Consider the following 18,566-nt stretch of genomic DNA (forward strand, 5'->3'; position numbering starts at 1 on the left):
TTAGCCTGCGATCAGTTTGGGCAACCAGGTCACGATCTGCGGGAACATGAACAGGATCGCGATTGCCACCACCTGCAGCATCACGAAGGGCAGGATGCCTTTGTAGATTGCGCTGGTGGGCAGGTCCGCAGGGGCGACGCCGCGCAGGTAGAACAGCGCAAAGCCGAAGGGTGGGGTCAGGAACGACGTTTGCAGGTTCACCCCCACAAGCACACCCAGCCAGATCGGATCGACATCCAGCATCAGCAACACCGGCGCGGTGATCGGGATCACGATAAAGATGATCTCGAAGGTGTCGAGGATGAAGCCCAGGAAGAACATGATCAGCATGACAACGGCCACCGCAGCGAGCGTGCCGCCCGGCAGGTTACTGAGGAACTCATGCACCAGATTGTCGCCGCCCATCATACGGAACACGACCGAAAAGACCGAGGCCCCCAACAGGATCACAAAGACCATGCTGGTGATTGTGGCGGTGGCGACCATCGTCTCCTTGAGCACGCCAAAGGACAGACGCCAGCGCAATGCGGCGAGGATCATGGCACCAACGGCACCGACGGATGCGGCCTCTGTCGGGGTGGCGATACCGCCCAGAATAGACCCTAACACGGCCAAAATCAGCGCCAGTGGCGGGACAAGCGCCACAAAGACCTCGCGCAGCAGCTTTGATTTCTCATCCGCTGGAACGGGGGTGGCAGGGCAGGATTTAGGGTCTGTTGCGGCTTTGAACAGCACGTACCCGAGGTAGAGCGACACGAGCAGCAGCCCGGGCAGCAGGGCCCCGGCAAAGAGATCCCCGACAGAGACAGGCGTGGGGGCAAAGTTGCCCTTGGCCATCTGCACCTGCGAGTTGATGCCCGACAGCATATCGCCCATGAAGATCAACACGGTAGAGGGAGGGATGATCTGGCCCAGGGTGCCGCTGGCGCAGATCACGCCGGTGGCCAGTTTCGGGTCATAGCCCGCCCGCAGCATCGCGGGCAGCGAGATCAGCCCCATCGTCACCACGGTCGCGCCCACCACACCCGTAGAGGCCGCGAGCATCGCCCCGACCAGCACCACAGAGATCCCAAGCCCGCCGCGCATATTGCCGAACATCTTGCCCATAGTGAGCAACAGTTGTTCAGCGATCTGGCTGCGTTCCAGCATCACGCCCATGAAGATAAACAGCGGCACGGCGACGAGCACTTCGTTCGTCATAAAGCCGATATAGCGGTTGGGCAAAGACCCGAAGTTGGACGGGTCGAACACGCCCAAAGCCATGCCTACACCGCAGAATAGTAACGAAGTCCCGGCGAGGGTGAAGGCCACGGGGAAGCCCAGAAGCAAAAAGCCGATGACCCCAAAGAACATCAGCGCGGCGAGCATCTCGCCAATCATGATCGGGTCCATCAGGCGGCTCCCTCGGTGGTGGCGGGTTTGATGGCGTCCGGGCTGTATTGCATCGCGGCGGGCACAAGATCAGCCCTGCCGCCAAGCACCAGAATGGACCGGATCGCCATGGCAATGCCTTGCGCCGCAATGAGGGCCGCAAAGACGATGATAAAGGTTTTGAGGATATAAAGCCCCGGCATCCCGCCCACATTGGCAGAGCCTTCATGATAGCCCCAAGCGCGCTGCACGAAGGGCATCGAATAGATGTAGACGATCCATGTGAAGGGCAGCAGGAAGATGACCACGCCGATCAGGTCGGTGATGGCGCGGGTGCGCAGTTTGGCGGGACGGTAAAAGATATCGACGCGCACGTGATCGTCGCGCAGCAGGGCAAAGCCTGCCACCGCGGTGAACATCGCCCCGTTCAGCCAGATATAGAGATCCTGCATCCAGACATAGCTGGTGGCAAAGAGGTATCTTTGTACCACTACGGTAAAGCAGACGACGACAATGGCCAGCGCGAGCCAGGAAAAGACTTTTCCGATAATCAGATTAACAGCGCAGATGAGGGATGCTACTCCAGCGAGAAAACGCACATTCCACCCTTTTCTATGGTTTCTATCGTTCTTAACGCATGTCAATCAAAGTGCCGCAGGGGAATGTCAAGCGGGGTCTCAGCATTTCACTGTGCGAAATATTGCGCATCTGCGGCGGCTGTCCGCCCTTTTTAAGATAATTTTTGACAGTGTGCGCAACTTCAGGTTACGCATGCGGTGTGACGCGCTTTGCTTAGTAAGTACCAACAGTTAAAGATAAATAGTGTAGATGACACAGTCAGCCGAATTGCTTCACATGGAAACCGGTACGTTGCTTAAACAAGAGCAGGGCCGGGCGGTCTTTGCTGTGAAAGCGCCCGATGATCTTGTTGTGAAAGTACCGATGAAAGCGCTGCGGGCGGAGGACACGGGGCGGGTCAGACCGTTTCTTTACAAACATTTCCCGACGACGCGACACCGCATGCTGTTGCGCCAGTTGACCCATGACATCGAAGTGCGGATTCGCAGCCATGACGCGGGCATTGCTTCGCCGATTGCATTCACCAGCGGGGTGATGCGGACGGATATGGGGCTGTTGATGCAGCGGGTCGGGCCGGAAAGCGGCGGTCTGGGGATGACGCTGGACGAATTCGTCGCGCGGGATCTGCTGGATACGGCGGCGCTGAAGGCGTTGAACGATTTCTCGCGCGCGGTCTTTGCGCTTGGGGTGGTGGCCCCAGGGTTGAACTCCCGCTGCATCGTCTGGGGACAGCAGGAGGGTAAGTGGCAACCGCTGATCGTGGACGGGTTTGGCGATCCGAATGTGATCAAACTGCGCAGCTGGGTGCCCTATCTGCGGCACCGCGCCCTGCACCGCGGGATGGAGCGGACGGCCCGCGATGTCGGGCTGCATTGGTCGCGGCGCAAAAAGATGTTTCTGCGCAGCGATTACGACGCGCTCAACTAGGGTTACCCTCTCTGCCTACTCCGCGGGAAGTTGGGAATAATACAGCGCCAACGCCTCTATCTCGGCATCTGACAGGTTGCGGGCGGCTTTTTCCATCAGCTCTTTGCGGGGGCCGCCGCTGCGTGTGCCATCGCGCCAAAGCTTCAGCTGCTGCGCCAGATAGGGGCGCGGCTGGCCGCTGATGCGCGGGAAGCCGGGTTTGGTTTGTTCCAGACCGGGGCCGTGGCAGGACGCGCAAGACGGCGCGTCGATATTGCCGATGGCGGCGACGCCGGCGCCTTGCTCCATCATCTCAAGCTCTGTCGGGGGCAGGGGGGCTGTCGGGGTCGGGCCATCGGGCGAAGATGCGGCATAGTGGCGGATCACGCGGGTCAGGGCATCAGGGGGAAGCTGCGTCGCTGCGTGGGCCATAAAGCCGCTGTCCCGCGCGCCTGTGCGATAGGCGGTGATCGCGTCCTGCATGTATCCTTCGTCGAGGATATCGAGGCGAGGGATATGGCCGTTGCCTTTGCTGTCGCCCGTTGCGCCGTGGCAAGAGGCGCAATAGGTCAGCGCGATGTCTTCGGCCGGTGCGTTTGACGCCAGCAGCGCGTCAAAGCCCGCGCCCTCCATCGTTCGGACATGGGTGAGGAAGGCGACCATGGCCCAGATCTCGTCCTCGCGGTTTTCGGCGGGCCAGTAGGGCATGCCGCTCATCTTGACGCCATCCTTGACGATGGTGAACAGATGCTGCGGCTGCCAGTCGGCGACGGCGTCGGTGATATGGGGCGGTTCGGGCGACATGGCGTCGGCGGTGGCGGAATGGATGCGGTCGGGGGCAGCGTGGCAGAAGCTACAGGCGCTGTCGAAATGCCCCGCGCCGAGGGCGACGAGATCGGGGTCGGACAGGTCGGGCACCTGTTCGGCGTTAGGGGCGCGGAGTTTGACCGACTGGCGATAGGCGGTGTGCAGCACCCAGGACACGCCCGGAATATGGCCCGCGCGGGCAGAGACGTTGAACAGCCCCAGCCCCACGATGGTCACCGCGCCGACAGCCCCCAGCAGGGCCAGAACGATCAGGGTTTTGATCACGGTTCTCATTGCGTTTGCTCCGTTACGTTTGGGGTGCGGGGTCGGTGCTGCGCAGGTCGCGGCCCACCAGCCACAATCCGGCGATCAGATAGACCGGTGTGCCGATGCCCAGCATCAGCAGCCCTCCCAGTTGTTGCCCGCCAAGATCGGCGGCGCGGCCGCAAATCTCGGCAAAGACATCGCGGGGGGCGAGGATCAGCAGCGCCCCCAGTAGGGTCATATGCATCGAGGTCAGCAGAAGCGATCCGGCCCCCGCCAGACCGTTGTGCGCGCGCAGGGCGCTGACCCAGACCAGCAGCCCGACGATCAGGAAGCTGCCCTGTTCCAGCGCAAAGCCCGCGGGCAGCAGATAGGCCATCCCGTGCAGCTGCGGCAGGTGCCATGCCCAGACCACCATGAATTCAAGCACCGTCGCGATCAGCGGAGAGATCATCAGCCAGCGCAGCCGGTCGCCCAGTCCGAAGGCGAGCAGCGGTGCGACCACGGCGACCAGCCCCATATGCCGCAGCATATGGACGGGGAAGGCGGCACCGGTCAGCCGTTCCAGCGGGACCAGCCAGAGCAGGCCAAGCAGGGCAAACCCCAGATATGTCGCCACGCGGGTCATGCGCAGCTGGCGATCAGGAGCACGGGGAGCGAGACATAGATCACCCCGACCGCCGAGATCAGCGACAGCAGGAAGGCCGCGTGGCCCATGAACTGGTGGCGGTCCTCGTTGTTGCCCGCGTCGTTTTCCCATTCGCGGTCGCGCACCACATCCCATTGCCGCCACGCGCCCCAGCCCAGCCAGATGATCGCCGCCAGAACGCCTATGGTCAGCAGCCCGATGCCAAGGCGCAGCGTGCTGAGGTAATCCACGCCAAGAATATGATCGGCGCAGAATACGGTTGTGGCACCGTAGCAGATCACGAAGTGCAGCGCCCAAAGCGTGGGGCTGAGGGCGAGCCGCCAGAGGCTGTCTTGTTCCTCGAGGAATTCCTCTTGCTCTTCTTCGGTAGAGATCTGGTTCATGCCAGCAACCTTGGGGCCACGCCCATAATAAAGCCGGTGACCAGTGCGGTCAGCACCATGAAGTGCCAGAACAGCGTGACGTTGCACAGATCGGCGTCATATTGCGGGGTCACCTTGCCAAAGATCGACCCTGCCAGCGCGTAAAGCTGCATGATGACCCCCAGCAGGGCATGGGCCACCAGCCAGACCATCAGCGCCCACATGGTCGCGGGGTAGACATGGGTTGTGGGCTCAAGGTCGAGGACCGACAGGATGATCAGCCCCGCTCCGCCCGCGGTGCAGATCGCCGCCAGTGCCAATGAGAGGCGTGCCAGCGTGATATGGCTGCGTTTATTGACCTCGCGCGCGAGCACGGTCGCGGCCCATGAGACCACAAACAGCGTGACCCCGAGCGCCACGGCGGTGCCCGTCGCGTGGTCCGCGCCCATGGTGATAAAGTCCGGGCGTGCGGTCCAGTAGAAGAAGAATCCGAAGACGAGGCTGGCGAAGGCGGTGCTGTCGCCCAGCATCGTGATCCAGACCGCCCACCACCCGACAGAGGTCGGCCCCGAGGCGTAGGTCGGCAAGCTCAGGCCGAGGCCCACGTCTTTACGTTCCTGATCCGGCACCTGTGCTGTGCTGGTCCAGAGCCAGTAGAGCACGCAGACAATGGCGAAGGCGCCGCAGACGATGGCGGGTTCGTAGATGTGGAAGGTGGGGAAGATGAACGCCCCGCCGGTGAAAAAGGCGGCGAGCATGGTGATCCACGCGGGGCCGGTGACGCGCTGCACCATCAGCGGTTTTGCGTCGATGACCGAGGTGATCAGCGTCTCGCGTTTGCCCTCGGGGGCGTCGGGCAGATAGTAGCGTCCCGCGTCCATACGCTCGACCAGTTTGGGCTGGTCCCACAGCGGGTAGCGCGAGGTGATATAGGGCACGGAGCGGTTTCCCCATGCCTCTTCGGGCACGTCATGGGCCCATTCCAGCGTGCCGCCGCCCCAAGGGTTGCGCTTGATCTGGCCCTGATAGGCTTTGGGCCGCAGCAGATCGTAGACGAAGACGGCAAAGCCTGCGGCGGTGATATAGGCCCCGACGGTGGACATCATATTGAGCCAGTCCCAGCCGGCGCTGCCCGGGTAGGTGAAGATCCGGCGCGGCATCCCCTTGAGCCCCGTCAGATGCATCGGCAGGAAGGTGACATTGAAGCCCACAAAGATCAGCCAGAAGGCCCAACGGCCAAGGGTTTCGGACAGAAGCTTTTTACGGAAGAACGGAAAGAAATAATAGACCCCCGCCATGACCGGAAACACCATGCCACCGAACAGCGTGTAATGCAGGTGGGCCACCACGAAATAGCTGTCATGCGCCTGCCAGTTGAAGGGCACGATGGCCAGCATCACCCCTGTGAGCCCGCCCGTGACAAAGATCGCCAGCGCCCCCGCGATCCAGAGCATCGGCAGGGTCATCTTGACCCGTCCCACCATCAGCGTCGCGACAAAGGCGAAAAGCTGGATGCCGGTGGGGATCACCACGGCCTCGGACGCGGCCGAGAAGAAACCCAGACTGATCTGGGGCAGGCCGGTGGTGAACATGTGATGCACCCAAAGCCCGAAGGACAAGAACCCCGTGCCAACCGCACTGAGCACGATCCACGAATAGCCCACGATGGGCGTGCGCGCGACGGTGGGCACGATCATCGCGGCGATCGCGATGGAGGGCAGGAAGATGATGTAGACCTCCGGATGGCCGAAAATCCAGAACAGATGCTGCCAGAGCATCGGGTCGCCGCCCCGGACGGGATCAAAGAACGGCCAATCGAAGGAACGTTCGAGTTCGAACAGGAAATCCCCCGCGATCAGCGGCGGGAAGGCAAAGAGGATCATCCCGCCGACGACCATCACATACCACGCATACAGCGGCATGATGTTGACGCGCATCCCCGGCGGGCGGCATTTGAGCGCGCCGACGATCAGCTCGACCGCCGCGGCGATGGAGGCGACCTCGATAAACGAGAGGCCCAGAAGCCAGACATCGGGGCCGATGCCTTCTTCCTTCGTGGCGAGCGGGGGGTACATGAACCAGCCCGCCTTGGGGCCGGAATCGAACAGGATGGACCCGAAGACAAAGATGCCGCCGATCAGGAAACACCAGTAGCCATAGGCGCTGAGCCGCGGGAACGGCATGTCGCGCGCGCCTAGCATCCCGGGCAGCAGCAGGATCGAGATCGCCTCGAACATGGGCACGGCAAAGAGGAACATCATCGCCGAGCCGTGCATGGTGAAGAACTGGTTATAGCGGTCGGCGTCGAGGAAGTCATTCTCGGGCACGGCAAGCTGGGTGCGCATGAGCACCGCAAGAATACCCGCACAGAGCATGAAAAAGAACGCGGTCATCGTGTACCAGATGCCGACCTCGGTGTTGTTCACCGCCGACCAGTAGCGCCAGCCTTGCGGCGTTTTCCAAGCCGCACGCAGGCGTTTTTTCTGCGCCTCTTGGACATCCTGCGGGACGGGTTCGGCGAGCATATCCTCGGTCGGGGGGTAGGTGCCTTGGGGGTCCAGCACATCGGGGTATCTGCGGGTCATTCCAGCCCCCCCAGATAGGCGGCGAGCGCCGCGAGGTCGTCGTCGGACAGGAAGTCATAGGTGGGCATATTGACCTCGGGTTTGATCGTGTCGGTGTGGCCGATCCATCTGGCAATAGCCTGCGCGTTCAGGGGCAGAGTGCCCGCGGCGAGCGAGTGGCGGTTTGCCAGATGGGTCAGGTCGGGGCCGGTCTTGCCGATGGCCTTGGTGCCACGAATGCTGTGGCAGGCGCCGCAGCCTTCATCAATGAACAGGGTCGCGCCAGCTTGGGCCAGCGCGTCTTGGGGCGGCTTGGCATCGCGCGCCTCTGCGCTAAGCCATTGGTCGAATTCATCGGGGGGCATCACCACGGTCTCAAAGGCCATCAACGCATGGGAGGCACCGCAGAATTCGGCGCATTGGCCACGGTAGATGCCGGGATCGGTGGGCGCGAGGGTCATGCGGGTTTCACGGCCCGGGAACATATCGGTCTTGCCACCAAGGGCCGGCACCCAGAAGGAGTGGATCACCCGATGGGCGTTCAGCACAAGCTCGGTCCGGGCGCCGGCGGGCAGGCGGAGCTCATTTGCCGAGACGATTGTTCTGGTCTCTCCTTGCTGTTGGTATTCGACGCGCCACCACCATTGTTCGGCGGTGACCCGCACGACCAGCCCGTCCCCTTCGGCGCGGGTCGGTCCCATCAGCGGCAGCGAGTACATCAGCAGCCCCCCCAGCAGGACCACGGGAAAGAGGATGCCCCCGCCGACGATCAGCATCTCGGCAGTGCAGCGGCGCATGGCACCGGGGTTGATGCGCGTGACGTAGATGAACAGCACTGCGACGAGGGTCCACAGGATCACCGCGCCGACCAGCATCACCCAAAAGAGGTTCAGCACATCCGACGCGTCCTGACCGGCGGGGGAAAGCACGGATTGACGCCCCTCGCAGCCCGCCAGAAGCAGGGCGGCCGGGGCGATTGCATAGATGCGCCAAGGGTGTTGCAAGGGGGCTCCTTTCACTCTGACAATTTGTCCATGTCCGAGGCAAGCGGGTCCTGCCCCTTTGATTTCATGTAGAACACGGTCGCACCCCAGAGCACCACACCCAAGCCGATTAGCACCGCGGCGATGAGGTATTGCACGCTGTCGCGCCCCGTCCACGGGCCGACGAAAAAGGCGCAAGATATCGCGCCGATATAGGGCAGGCCGAGGGGGCTGGTGAAATGGTCGTGGTCCACCGTATCACTGCGCAGCACCAGCACGGCGATATTGACCAGCGTGAACACCGCAAGCAGCAGCAGCGCCGTGGTGCCCCCCAGATCAGGCACCGCGCCGACAAAGGTGATCAGCGCGATCGCAAGCCCGGTGGTAAAGACGATGGCCGTATAGGGCGTGCGCCGCTTGGGCAGCACCTTGCCCAGAATGGAGGGCAGGACTTTTTCCTGCGCCATCCCATACAGCAGGCGGCTGGCCATCAGCATGTTGATCAGTGCGGAGTTCGCCACGGCGCACATGGTGATGATGCCGAAGACGCTGAGCGGGAACCAGGGCGCGCCGGCTTCGACGACCTTGAGCAGGGGTGTGGCCCCTTCGCCCAAAGCCTTCGCGTCGACAAGGGCGATGGCGGTGATCGACACCAGCAGATAGATCACGCCGGTGATCAGCAGCCCGCCAAGCAGGACTTTGGGGAAGATGCGCGAGGGGTTCTTGGCCTCTTCGGCCATGTTCACGGAATCCTCGAAGCCGACCATCGCAAAGAAGGCCAGCGTGGTCGCGGCGATCACGGGCCAGAACAGGCCCTGCTCTCCGGCGCTGCTGAAATCGAACGCGCGCCCGAAATCGCCTTGCCCGCCCATGAGCGCGGCGGCGCCGATCATGATGATGATCAGCAGGCCGGTCAGTTCGATGCAGGTGAGCACCACATTTGCCTTCACGCTTTCGCCGACGCCGCGCAGGTTGATCAGCCCCAGCAGCACCATAAAGCCGATGCTGATGGCGGTGATCAGGAAGGCCCCGTCGCCCAGACCGAAACTTTTGCCGAAATTCTCGGCAAAGGCCTGCGAGGCGGTCGAGGCCGAGGTGATCCCGCTCGACATCACAGCGAAAGCCACGAGGAAGGTGAGGAAGTGCACGCCAAAGGCCTTTTGCGTATAAAGCGCGGCACCGGCGGCCTTGGGGTATTTGGTGACAAGTTCAAGGTAGCTGCAAGCGGTCACGGTGGCCAAGACAAAGGCCACGAGGAACGGCAGCCAGACAATGCCGCCGACCTTTGCCGCGACTTCGCCTGTGAGCGCGTAGATCCCTGTGCCCAAGACATCGCCCACCACGAAAAGCAGCAGCAAGCCGGGCCCCATCACGCGTTTAAGTTCGGTTTTCTCGCCGTCTTGATCCGGCGTTGTTGAAACATCCTTGGTCATGGGACACTCCCTTCCCCCTTGCCGGGGACGTGGCCCCGACATCACAGCCGTCACCAGTTCACGCCCGTAGCGACGGCTAGCCCGTGGCGTCTTGTGCGCTGCCGCCTTTCTTGCGGATCACGCGGTAGATGTAGGTCAGCACCAAGGCGCCGATGACAACGTTGGACACGGGGTTCATGTAGTCCGCGACCAGATCGTATTGCGACCCAAGCGCGTAGCCGAGCCCGGTCAGCAATGTGTTCCAGATCACCGTGCCCGCCAGCGAGAAGGCCAGAAACGGCAGGTGATGCATCGGCGTTAGCCCCGCGGGCACCGAGATCAGCGTGCGGATCGCGGGCACCATGCGCCCCATGAACACGGCCAGATTGCCGTGGCGGTCGAACCAGTCCGACGCGCGGTCAAGATCCTCGGGGGACATGGTGAGCCAGCGGCCATGCTTTTGTAGAAGGTGCCGCACGCGATCGTGCCCGATCTTGCGCGCGATGATGTAGTAAAGGTAAGTGCCCGCCAGCGAACCGATGCTGCCCGCGATCACCACGCCGACAAAGTTCATCTGGTCCTGATAGGCCAGAAACCCCGCCAACGGCATGATCAGCTCGGACGGGATGGGCGGGAAGACGTTTTCCGCGAACATCAGAAACGCGACGCCCAGATAGCCTGCGGCGTCCAGTAGGCCGGTGATCCAGTCAAACATGGGGTCTCCGGTGCTGTTGCGTTGCGGGGGAAGGGGCGTGGTGGGTCATTCAGGGTCTTTCGTCGTCAGCGGGTTGGCCACGCGTTCATAGTATTCACTGACGGCGCGCATATCCTCGGCGGTCATTTTGCGGGCGATGGCGGACATCATGCCGCCAAAGTCATTGTCCCGCTGGCCGCGTTTCCAGCGGTCCAGTTGCAGGACCATGTAGTTGGCGTATTGACCGGCAAGATAGGGCACCGAGGGCGGGTTGCCCGTGCCGTCGGGCCCGTGGCAGTTGGTGCAGGCGGGCAGGCCCTTGTCAGGCGATCCGGCCCGCGCGATGGCGGCACCTTTCTGGATGTCTTGCATCGAGACCTGCCCGCGCGCCACCCGCAGCGGCGCGGCGAGAGAGGCGTAATAGGCGCTGACCGCGGCGCGGTCATCTTCAGAGAGGGATTGCGCGACGGGCGTCATCAGGTCGTCGGGCCGCGCGTCGCTGGCGTAATCATCCAGCTGCTTGTCGAGGTACCACGCCGGTTGTCCGGTCAGCCGTGGGAAGCTGCCCGACCCGTCACCCTGACCGTCGACACTGTGGCAGGTCACGCAGGATTGCACATCGCCCGCGCCTTGCAGCGCGATGGCCTGCCCCCGTGCCAGCGTGTCGGCGTCGGGCGGCGTATCGACCGTCATGTTGAACAGATCGCGCGCCGTACCATAGGGCTGATCCGCAGGGATCGCCTGCGCGGTGGCCAGCGCAGGCAAAAGGGCTGCGAGGGCGAGGCAGAGCAGGGGGCGGTGACGGATTTTCATGGTGGCTCCTCTGCTTTAGGCGTCCATCAGCGGGCGCGGGTTGGCGATATAGTCGTTCTTCATGTGATCGAGCGTCCAATAGGCGACGCCCATCAGCGGCCCCGTTGGGTTGTAGCCAAGGTTCTGCGGAAACAGCCCTGCGCCAAAGACAAAGACGTTGTGATGATCCCACATCTGGCCAAAACGGTTCACGACGCTGGTGGTCGGGTCCGTGCCCATCACCGTGCCGCCGGTGTTATGGGTGGTCTGATAGGGCACGATGGAATAATCACTGCCCTTCGCCGCGCGGTTGCTGGCGGAGGTGGATGTCACGTTCTCCATATTGCGCGCGATCTCATGCGCCTTGCCCATCACATAGTCGGCCATGCGCCGGTCGTTTTCGGGGAAGTTGAAGGTCATCCGCAGCAGCGGGCGGCCATAGGCGTCTTTCCATGTTGGATCGAGGTCAAGGTAGTTATCGGGCGTCGCCATAGATGACCCGTGGACGGTCAGGCTGGCGTGGTGCAGGTAATTCTCGCGCACGGCACGTTTCCAGTCGGCACCCCATGCGGGCGTGCCTTCGGGCGTGGGCTGGTAGTTGATCGGGCGGCCATTGGTCTGCGTGCAGGCGATATAGCCGCCGCCCAGAAACCCCAGATCGCTGTGATCAAAGTTGTCACCGTTGAAATCGTCGATCACCGTGCCGAGCGCCCCCGCCCCCATAAAAGGGTTGGTCACCACCTGATCATCGAAAAATACGTTCACGCCTGCCATCGTCTGATAGGCATAGTTCCGGCCCACGGTGCCCCTGCGGGTTTTCGGGTCGTAGGGTTTGCCCAGACCGGAGACCAGCATCAGATGCGCGTTCCACAGGCCATAGGCGTTCATGCAGACGATATCGGCGGGCTGGAACACCTCTTCGCCCGCGTCGGTCAGATAGGTGACACCGGTGGCGGTCTTGCCGTCCTCTGACTTCTCGACCCGCAAGACTTGCGCCTGATAGCGGATCTCGAAGTTCTCGTGGGATTTGATCTGGTCATAGACGCAGATGATCGGGTCGGCCTTGGCATAGTAGCCGCAGCCGAAGCGTTCGCAAAAGCCGCAATAGGTACAGGGATGCAGCTTGGCCCCGTAGGGGTTGGTGTATTCCTTGGTGGCGTTGGCGGCAGGCATGGGGAAAGGGTGATAGCCAAGCTTTTGCGCCGCCTCGCCGAATTTTGTGGGGCCGATGGGCTGGCGCATGGGCGGGTTGGGATATTCGGCGCTGCGCGGCCCTTCGAAGGGGTTGCCGCCTTCACGCGGGCCGTCTGCCATCTGGCCCGCGGTGCCAGAGGTGCCGCAGATCTTCTCGTAGAAATCGAAATGAGGCTCAAGCTCGTCATAGGTGACGCCCCAATCTTGCACATTCAGATCATCGGGAATGAAGTCGGCACCATAGCGGTTTTCGTAGTGGCTGCGCATTTTGAGGTCAGACGGCAGGGGCCGCCAAAGCTGGCCGTTCCAGTGGATGCCCGCGCCGCCAAGCCCGACACCGGGCAGGAACGACCCGAGCCTTCTCATCGGCAGCGCCTGTTGGTTGGCGTTGTTGCGGAAAGTCAGGGTCTCTTTGCGGGTGTTGATCATATGCGCGTGGTGCACCGCATATTTCAGTTCGTCATGTTCCTTGGGGGCGGCGAAATCATCGGCATCATGGCGGTAGGATCCGCGCTCCAGCACCACACAGCGTTTCCCGGCATGGGCAAGTTCATATGCAGCTGTCAGACCCGTCCAACCGGCCCCGATGATGACCACATCTGTTTTCGCCAGCCGCCGTGCCATGATCTACCTTTCCGAGTTGAAGTCGCTTGTGCCCGGTTGATGCCCAATGCCCATGGGGGGCTGCGGGTAGGGGCGATTGTGGTCGTCGACCGTGTCGGTGTAATAGCCGAATGCGCCGGGGAAGCCGACCATATGCCAACCGGCATAGCCCTTGTTGCCGCCATAGATCGGGTCGGCAAAATAGCCCTGGTTCGTCAGGGCGTGGAGTTCGGTAAAGAATGTTTTGGCCCCGACACGACCGGCAAGCGCGGGCCTATCCTCGGACAGGTCGGTCATCAGCTGGTCAAGCGCGGATTGCGGTTGCCCTTCAAGCGGGCCGATGACGGTCTGCATCGCCGCCAGCCCCTCGCGCCACAGATCGGCGGGGGGCATGGGAGATTGATAGCCTTGTTCCGGTGTGCCTTGGGGGTGGGGGCCGTCCATATACAGATGCTCCCCGCGCCCGTATCCGCCCGCGAGCTGCAGGTCGATGAAATCGACCACGCCGGCCTGACTGGCCGAGGGAAAATCATCCTGCGGTATCAGCGTGTCACACAGCAGCGCGAGGCTTCGGGCCTCGGTATCGGACAGGAAGGTGAAGGGGGTGCCATCAAGGGCGGCAAAGGCATGGCGCGGCAGGGACGCAAGGCCGACTGCGGCACCGAAGCCGAATAGAACTGATCGTCTGGAATACATGGGCATGCAAACCCCAAAAGATTGGTCACTTGTTAAAATAACGCCTCCCCCGCGGGAATGTTCCAAGTTTTTGCATGAAATTAAGGCGAAACTAGCCGTGGCGTTTCTGCCGGGGGCGGTCTATTTTGCGCGGGCCGAAACAAACTCACACAGCCATGTGACTGGTTCTTGGGAACAGGGTCGCGCTATTGGGGGTTACATCGTCAAGCACTAACTAAATAGGAGCGTGCACGCATGCTGACCAAACGCCATTTTATCACCAGCTCCGCTGCCGCGTTGTTTTCTGCCCCTCTGGCCCCCAGTCTCGCCGCCGCTGCGACAACAGACAAGTCGATGTGGGACGCATGGGATGCGCAGGTAACGCCTGCGGGCTACGATCCTGCAACGACGAATCCCTGGGGCGTCGCGCCCCGCTTTCTGCCCCGACTGGTAGAGGCGAACCCCGGTTTGACGCCGGGCGATATCCACGTCGATGCGGTCGCGCGGTATCTGTACCACATTCAGGACAATGGCACCGCCATGCGCTATGGCGTGGCGATCGCGCGGGGTGACCTGTACGAGCCCGGCACCTATTCGATCAAGCGCAAAGCGAAATGGCCAACTTGGACGCCGACGCAGAACATGATCCGCCGCGATCCAGAGCTTTATGAACAACACGCCGATGGGATGGACGCAGGCCCGCAGAACCCCTTGGGGTCGCGTGCGCTGTATCTTTTTGTCGGTAACCGCGACACCTATCTGCGCATCCACGGGTCGCCTAACCCGCAATCGATCGGCGGGCGTGCAAGCTCTGGCTGCGTGCGGATGATCATGGCGCATATCAACGACCTGTACGAGAACGTGAACACCGGATCGCGCGCGGTCCTGTACCCGCCGGAAGAGCTGGTGACGGCTGCGACCTAAGTCCGGACCTTTGCAGACATGAAAGGGCCGCCCGAAGCGAGATGCTTCGGGCGGCTTTCTTACGTCACGACGCGGGGCGCGATTAGCCCGCCGCAGCAGCCGCGATCGTTTGGGTGCAGATCGGACGGCCATTGTCGGCGCGCAGGGGCAGGAAGGTGGTTTCGACCGGCCCGCGGTAGCGATAGACGTAGCATCCGTTGCTGGGGTCGATCTTAACCGCTGTGAGGTCCTGATTTTTTGCCGCGACCAGGCGTACCCCTTCGGGCAGTTCCTTGAAGAACCCGTCGTCCGTTGTCATCTTGTCAGTGGTGGTCTGTACATCCGCACAAGCAGCCAGCGCCAATACGGCACAGCCTGCAATCCAAACCCGAACGCTCATCGTGATATTCCTCATATGAATTTGCTATGCAGCTAGGGTATTTCGCCGGAGTTGTAAAACAAGGGCGCGTGTTTCTGGGTCACAAACTGTTGCATTGCTGCCGATGGCCGCGACTAGTCGTGCTCTTCATAGGTACCTGCGTGTTTTTCTAGCTTTCGCACCAGCGCGATGATGATCAGCGCGAGGACTACGGTCATGCCCGCGATCGTCCATTCGCCTAAGCCGCAAGCCACGCCAACGGCGGCGGCGACCCACATGCTGGCCCCCGTTGTCAGGCCGCGCACCTTGCCTTGGGAAAAGACGATCAGCCCCGCGGCAAGGAAAGCGACGCCGCTGGTCACCGCCTCGATGATACGCAGGGGGTCCATCTGGATGGTGTCGCCGAATTCGGCGCTGCGGGCGAGCAGGGCGAGGGTGAGCAGACAGTAGATGCAGGACGCGAGGCCGATCAGCATATGTGTGCGCAGACCCGCCGGCCGTTTGGAGGTTTCGCGTTCAAGCCCGATCAGCCCGCAGAATACCACCGTCGCAAGGGTGCGTGCCACAACGACCGACAGGGGCAGGCTGGGGGCAAGGGCGAATTCGTTCAGCAGATCCTCCCACATCAGCGCGTCTCCTGCGCGCAAGACGGGTGCGGGAGAGGGGTGCAGGGGGCGGAACTGGGCATGGGGGCAATCCGGTCTCTTGAAAGCTGTTGGGTTGGATATAGGGCGGTGACAGAAAAAGACCGCCCCCAATGCGGGGACGGCCTGCGGTGGTCAACTTCTGTGGATCAAATCCAGTAGTTCGGCACCATATAGTGTTCGTGGGTCCGGCGTTCCCATTCGCGGTCTGTCACCCAACCGTCGCTGCGGGTTGGTGCGCCTTTGACCTGCTGTTCGGTGATGTCGGTCATGAACCCGTCTTTCGAGGTGTCGTATTCAAGCTTGCCCCACGGCACGGGGTGGTGATCCTCGCCCAAGCCCAGAAACCCGCCAAAGCCCATCACGGCATAGGCGACCTTGCCGGATTGCTTGTCGATCATCAGATGATCAATGGACCCGATATGCGTGCCGTCGCGGCTGTAAACATTCGTACCATTCACGTCAGAAGGAAGATACGAGGCTAGAATGTGTTGTCGCAGTCATGTCGAAACTCTCCTGTGTCGTGGTTACCTGTAGTTGAAACGACAGAGGCGGCGCGGCGGTTCCGCGTCCTCCTGCGGGCGGCTAACTTCTGCCGATGCGCGTTGTTTGGCCGTGTGGGCACGGGGGCTTGGAACTTTGGGTAAATGCGGCGGGTTGGTCTTTGACCAATCGACCACAGCTGGCCGGTTCAAACCCAAGCATGAAAAGGGAGATTCCAATGAAATTCGCACTCACCACCGCCGTGGCCTGCGGGCTGATGACAAGCGCCGCTTTCGCCGCCGAGACGACTGCGCCGGTTATGGATGCCGAGGGGGCAGAGGTCGGGACCGTGACGGTCCAGGATACCGAGTCCGGCGTGGCGCTGGCAAAACTGTCGCTGTCCAACCTGCCCGCAGGGAGCATCGCGGTGCATTTGCATGAAACCGGTGATTGTTCGGGCGACGGGTTCAAGTCTGCGGGCGGACATATCGCGGGGGACCGCGAACATGGTGTATTGACCGCCGGTGGCCCACACCCCGGTGATATGCCGAATGTCACGGTGAGCACTGATGGCACCGTAGAGCAGGAAGTGTTCCTACCGTTCCTGAATGTCGAAGAGCATCTGATGGATGATGACGGCGCTGCCTTTGTTATTCACGGCGGGCAGGATGACTACAGCTCGCAACCCTCAGGCGATGCGGGCGATCGGATTGCCTGCGGTGTCTTTGGTGCTGATCCCGCCTGATCACCCTTCGGCAAACGATGATTTGAACGACCAAGGCCGCGCCCCCACTGGCGCGGCCTTGCTTTTGCTGGCATAGGCTACCGCTGGCACCCTGCACGGGCAGGGGGCAAACCGCCGGATCAATCAGCAAGGTTTCCCATGGCAAAAACACCCAGCCCCTGTATCGACGTGTGCAAGTTCAAACGCGAAGGCCATTGCATCGGGTGTTCGATGACCAAGGCGCAGAAATCCATGTTCAAATCGCTGAAGAAAGAAAGCCACCGCGTCGGCTTTATCCAGATGCTGACCGCGCAACAGGAACGTCTGGGCAAATACAGCCATTGGGATCTGGCCTATCGCAAGAAGCTGGCAAAACGCAAAATCGCGGCCGAGAAGCTTCTCTAGCCGCGATTTGATTTTGGGTGCTGACGGGATCAGCGGGCGGGCTATTTAGCCTGCGAGGTGTGCGCGCAGGAACCACGCGAATTTCTCGTGCTCTGTCCCGCGTGCGATACACAGATCTTCTGTCAGCGTATCGCCGTGGTCGGCGGCCAACTGGCCCGCACCCGCGATGGTGGAGGCCAGCGTTTCCTGCGCTTCCATCATGATGCGGATCATTTCCTTGTCGTTGGCGTAGCCATCGTGTTCGTTGATCTTGGACCGCTTCAGCATGCCCGCAAGCATCCCTTCGGCATGGACATCAAGGGCGCGAATACGCTCTGCCAGATCATCCTGCGCGACAAAGTGGTCTTCGTAGATCTTCTGGAACAGGTCATGCAGCGGGCCGAAACCCATGCCTTTTACGTTCCAGTGAAAGTTTTGCGCCAGCATTGTCGTCACGGCGGTTTCCGCAACGCATTGGTTCAATGCATCGGCGATTGCTGTTTTCGCATCGGTTGTCAAAGCAGCTGCTGTCTGGTTCATTTTCTCGTCCCCAAGTGATTAAAATTCTGACTGGCTGGCACGGTACTAGCTTGCTGTCCATTCAACATAGACACCAAAAACGGTTTGCCAAGGTCTTTTTGGAATTATTCTAAACTTGAGAAAACTGCTCGGAAATTTGGCCGAGAAGATAGCCGATATAGCGTCGGTCCGCGGGGGCGACGCGCGACTTGATCAGGAAGTTGAGACTGGCGGGATCGTCCTCGCGGATGCTGGTCAGGCAGCGCAGGATCCATGCTTCGTCAAACGAAAGCGTGTCTGTGCCCGGCGCGAACCAGACGACCTTGCGCTGCACTGCATTCGGCAGACATTTGATCAGCGTATCCACAAATGTGCGTTTCGCGTCCTCGCCATCAAGGCTGAGCAGGGCGCAGGCTTCGTAAAGATCGGTGCGCGCGGCGACGCGACAGGCCATCGCCGACATCCGGAAATGGGTCAGCGCGGCGCGTTGTTCGGGGGTGATACGGGGGGCGGGAGCCTGTGCTGGTGCGTCGTCGCGGTCGAGGATCCGAAGGGTCGCCAGAGATGCCATATCAAGAGAAGTCCATACATGGGGCAGGGTTCGGACCTGTCCGGTTGAATATCTTACTTTATTTATAGGGTATAACCATCGCCCCGACAAGGGGGAGTGTTTTA

21 protein-coding genes are annotated in these 18,566 nt (G+C 61.6%); 4 read left to right on the forward strand and 17 right to left on the reverse strand.

Annotated features, from left to right (window positions below; translation table 11 throughout):
- Both SJY36_RS16415 and SJY36_RS16420 read right to left on the reverse strand, forming a co-directional pair.
- Positions 1–1,392: a TRAP transporter large permease subunit gene (locus SJY36_RS16415; protein ID WP_386176600.1), complete on the reverse strand. Its 1,392-nt coding sequence runs from the start codon at positions 1,390–1,392 to the stop codon at positions 1–3.
- On the reverse strand, positions 1,392–1,970 hold the full coding sequence (locus SJY36_RS16420; protein ID WP_200867211.1) for a TRAP transporter small permease subunit: 579 nt from the start codon (positions 1,968–1,970) through the stop codon (positions 1,392–1,394). The genes SJY36_RS16415 and SJY36_RS16420 overlap by 1 nt, the downstream gene beginning before the upstream one ends.
- Positions 1,971–2,199: 229 nt before the next feature.
- On the opposite strand from SJY36_RS16420, the gene SJY36_RS16425 reads away from it, so the two are divergent.
- The gene (locus tag SJY36_RS16425; protein ID WP_386176601.1) at positions 2,200–2,877 is read left to right on the forward strand and encodes a YrbL family protein; all 678 of its coding nucleotides are present in this window, start codon (positions 2,200–2,202) and stop codon (positions 2,875–2,877) included.
- A 15-nt stretch (positions 2,878–2,892) separates the two neighbouring features.
- Here the strand turns inward: SJY36_RS16425 and SJY36_RS16430 are convergent, their stop codons facing one another.
- The 10 genes from SJY36_RS16430 to SJY36_RS16475 form a co-directional block, all read right to left on the reverse strand.
- Entirely contained in the window at positions 2,893–3,957 is a 1,065-nt protein-coding gene (locus SJY36_RS16430; RefSeq protein ID WP_386176602.1) for a c-type cytochrome, read from the reverse strand.
- Positions 3,958–3,970: 13 nt separating this feature from the next.
- On the reverse strand, positions 3,971–4,555 hold the full coding sequence (locus SJY36_RS16435; RefSeq protein ID WP_037967037.1) for a cytochrome c oxidase assembly protein: 585 nt from the start codon (positions 4,553–4,555) through the stop codon (positions 3,971–3,973).
- Positions 4,552–4,959: a hypothetical protein gene (locus SJY36_RS16440; RefSeq protein ID WP_037967035.1), complete on the reverse strand. Its 408-nt coding sequence runs from the start codon at positions 4,957–4,959 to the stop codon at positions 4,552–4,554. Before SJY36_RS16440 ends, SJY36_RS16435 begins: the two co-directional genes overlap by 4 nt.
- Positions 4,956–7,523, reverse strand: a complete 2,568-nt coding sequence (gene ctaD / locus SJY36_RS16445; protein ID WP_386176603.1) for a cytochrome c oxidase subunit I — start codon at positions 7,521–7,523, stop codon at positions 4,956–4,958. Before ctaD ends, SJY36_RS16440 begins: the two co-directional genes overlap by 4 nt.
- Positions 7,520–8,506, reverse strand: a complete 987-nt coding sequence (coxB, locus tag SJY36_RS16450) for a cytochrome c oxidase subunit II (protein ID WP_386176604.1) — start codon at positions 8,504–8,506, stop codon at positions 7,520–7,522. Before coxB ends, ctaD begins: the two co-directional genes overlap by 4 nt.
- Before the next feature lie 11 nt (positions 8,507–8,517).
- Entirely contained in the window at positions 8,518–9,918 is a 1,401-nt protein-coding gene (locus tag SJY36_RS16455) for an APC family permease (protein WP_037967033.1), read from the reverse strand.
- Between the two features lie 76 nt (positions 9,919–9,994).
- On the reverse strand, positions 9,995–10,612 hold the full coding sequence (locus SJY36_RS16460; protein ID WP_386176605.1) for a DedA family protein: 618 nt from the start codon (positions 10,610–10,612) through the stop codon (positions 9,995–9,997).
- A gap of 45 nt (positions 10,613–10,657) precedes the next feature.
- Entirely contained in the window at positions 10,658–11,404 is a 747-nt protein-coding gene (locus SJY36_RS16465) for a c-type cytochrome (RefSeq protein WP_386176606.1), read from the reverse strand.
- A gap of 15 nt (positions 11,405–11,419) precedes the next feature.
- Entirely contained in the window at positions 11,420–13,201 is a 1,782-nt protein-coding gene (locus tag SJY36_RS16470; protein ID WP_386176607.1) for a GMC family oxidoreductase, read from the reverse strand.
- A gap of 3 nt (positions 13,202–13,204) precedes the next feature.
- Positions 13,205–13,876 (reverse strand): gluconate 2-dehydrogenase subunit 3 family protein, encoded by a 672-nt coding sequence (locus SJY36_RS16475; RefSeq protein WP_235208591.1) that lies wholly within the window; start codon positions 13,874–13,876, stop codon positions 13,205–13,207.
- A gap of 234 nt (positions 13,877–14,110) precedes the next feature.
- Between SJY36_RS16475 and SJY36_RS16480 the strand changes: the two genes are divergently transcribed.
- A complete protein-coding gene (locus SJY36_RS16480) occupies positions 14,111–14,779 on the forward strand; it encodes a L,D-transpeptidase (protein WP_005848752.1) in 669 nt (222 codons plus the stop codon).
- Between the two features lie 82 nt (positions 14,780–14,861).
- Here the strand turns inward: SJY36_RS16480 and SJY36_RS16485 are convergent, their stop codons facing one another.
- From SJY36_RS16485 to SJY36_RS16495, 3 genes are all read right to left on the reverse strand, one after another.
- A complete protein-coding gene (locus SJY36_RS16485) occupies positions 14,862–15,158 on the reverse strand; it encodes a hypothetical protein (RefSeq protein ID WP_005848750.1) in 297 nt (98 codons plus the stop codon).
- Between the two features lie 113 nt (positions 15,159–15,271).
- Positions 15,272–15,763 (reverse strand): MgtC/SapB family protein, encoded by a 492-nt coding sequence (locus tag SJY36_RS16490; protein ID WP_037967028.1) that lies wholly within the window; start codon positions 15,761–15,763, stop codon positions 15,272–15,274.
- 167 nt (positions 15,764–15,930) lie between these two features.
- Positions 15,931–16,242, reverse strand: a complete 312-nt coding sequence (locus SJY36_RS16495) for a PRC-barrel domain-containing protein (protein ID WP_037967070.1) — start codon at positions 16,240–16,242, stop codon at positions 15,931–15,933.
- 260 nt (positions 16,243–16,502) lie between these two features.
- On the opposite strand from SJY36_RS16495, the gene SJY36_RS16500 reads away from it, so the two are divergent.
- Together SJY36_RS16500 and SJY36_RS16505 are read left to right on the forward strand one after the other, a co-directional pair.
- Entirely contained in the window at positions 16,503–17,009 is a 507-nt protein-coding gene (locus SJY36_RS16500) for a superoxide dismutase family protein (RefSeq protein ID WP_037967027.1), read from the forward strand.
- Between the two features lie 138 nt (positions 17,010–17,147).
- Positions 17,148–17,393: a DUF1289 domain-containing protein gene (locus SJY36_RS16505; protein ID WP_009824242.1), complete on the forward strand. Its 246-nt coding sequence runs from the start codon at positions 17,148–17,150 to the stop codon at positions 17,391–17,393.
- Positions 17,394–17,438: 45 nt separating this feature from the next.
- Here the strand turns inward: SJY36_RS16505 and SJY36_RS16510 are convergent, their stop codons facing one another.
- Positions 17,439–17,912 (reverse strand): Dps family protein, encoded by a 474-nt coding sequence (locus tag SJY36_RS16510; protein ID WP_037967026.1) that lies wholly within the window; start codon positions 17,910–17,912, stop codon positions 17,439–17,441.
- Positions 17,913–18,021: 109 nt separating this feature from the next.
- Complete coding sequence (locus tag SJY36_RS16515; RefSeq protein ID WP_037967025.1) at positions 18,022–18,462, reverse strand: hypothetical protein; 441 nt, start codon at positions 18,460–18,462, stop codon at positions 18,022–18,024.
- Positions 18,463–18,566 lie beyond the last annotated feature (104 nt).

It is taken from the genome of Sulfitobacter sp. R86518, from assembly GCF_042466275.1.
Lineage (GTDB): Bacteria > Pseudomonadota > Alphaproteobacteria > Rhodobacterales > Rhodobacteraceae > Sulfitobacter > Sulfitobacter pontiacus.

Excerpts from the sequence above, each read along its gene's own strand:
- SJY36_RS16415 (WP_386176600.1), bottom strand. The coding sequence starts at position 1,392 with ATGGACCCGATCATGATTGGCGAGATGCTCGCCGCGCTGATGTTCTTT.
- SJY36_RS16425 (WP_386176601.1), top strand. The coding sequence starts at position 2,200 with ATGACACAGTCAGCCGAATTGCTTCACATGGAAACCGGTACGTTGCTT.
- SJY36_RS16430 (WP_386176602.1), bottom strand. The coding sequence starts at position 3,957 with ATGAGAACCGTGATCAAAACCCTGATCGTTCTGGCCCTGCTGGGGGCT.
- SJY36_RS16435 (WP_037967037.1), bottom strand. The coding sequence starts at position 4,555 with ATGACCCGCGTGGCGACATATCTGGGGTTTGCCCTGCTTGGCCTGCTC.
- SJY36_RS16440 (WP_037967035.1), bottom strand. The coding sequence starts at position 4,959 with ATGAACCAGATCTCTACCGAAGAAGAGCAAGAGGAATTCCTCGAGGAA.
- ctaD (WP_386176603.1), bottom strand. The coding sequence starts at position 7,523 with ATGACCCGCAGATACCCCGATGTGCTGGACCCCCAAGGCACCTACCCC.
- SJY36_RS16455 (WP_037967033.1), bottom strand. The coding sequence starts at position 9,918 with ATGACCAAGGATGTTTCAACAACGCCGGATCAAGACGGCGAGAAAACC.
- SJY36_RS16460 (WP_386176605.1), bottom strand. The coding sequence starts at position 10,612 with ATGTTTGACTGGATCACCGGCCTACTGGACGCCGCAGGCTATCTGGGC.
- SJY36_RS16465 (WP_386176606.1), bottom strand. The coding sequence starts at position 11,404 with ATGAAAATCCGTCACCGCCCCCTGCTCTGCCTCGCCCTCGCAGCCCTT.
- SJY36_RS16470 (WP_386176607.1), bottom strand. The coding sequence starts at position 13,201 with ATGGCACGGCGGCTGGCGAAAACAGATGTGGTCATCATCGGGGCCGGT.
- SJY36_RS16475 (WP_235208591.1), bottom strand. The coding sequence starts at position 13,876 with ATGTATTCCAGACGATCAGTTCTATTCGGCTTCGGTGCCGCAGTCGGC.
- SJY36_RS16480 (WP_005848752.1), top strand. The coding sequence starts at position 14,111 with ATGCTGACCAAACGCCATTTTATCACCAGCTCCGCTGCCGCGTTGTTT.
- SJY36_RS16485 (WP_005848750.1), bottom strand. The coding sequence starts at position 15,158 with ATGAGCGTTCGGGTTTGGATTGCAGGCTGTGCCGTATTGGCGCTGGCT.
- SJY36_RS16490 (WP_037967028.1), bottom strand. The coding sequence starts at position 15,763 with ATGTGGGAGGATCTGCTGAACGAATTCGCCCTTGCCCCCAGCCTGCCC.
- SJY36_RS16500 (WP_037967027.1), top strand. The coding sequence starts at position 16,503 with ATGAAATTCGCACTCACCACCGCCGTGGCCTGCGGGCTGATGACAAGC.
- SJY36_RS16505 (WP_009824242.1), top strand. The coding sequence starts at position 17,148 with ATGGCAAAAACACCCAGCCCCTGTATCGACGTGTGCAAGTTCAAACGC.
- SJY36_RS16510 (WP_037967026.1), bottom strand. The coding sequence starts at position 17,912 with ATGAACCAGACAGCAGCTGCTTTGACAACCGATGCGAAAACAGCAATC.
- SJY36_RS16515 (WP_037967025.1), bottom strand. The coding sequence starts at position 18,462 with ATGGCATCTCTGGCGACCCTTCGGATCCTCGACCGCGACGACGCACCA.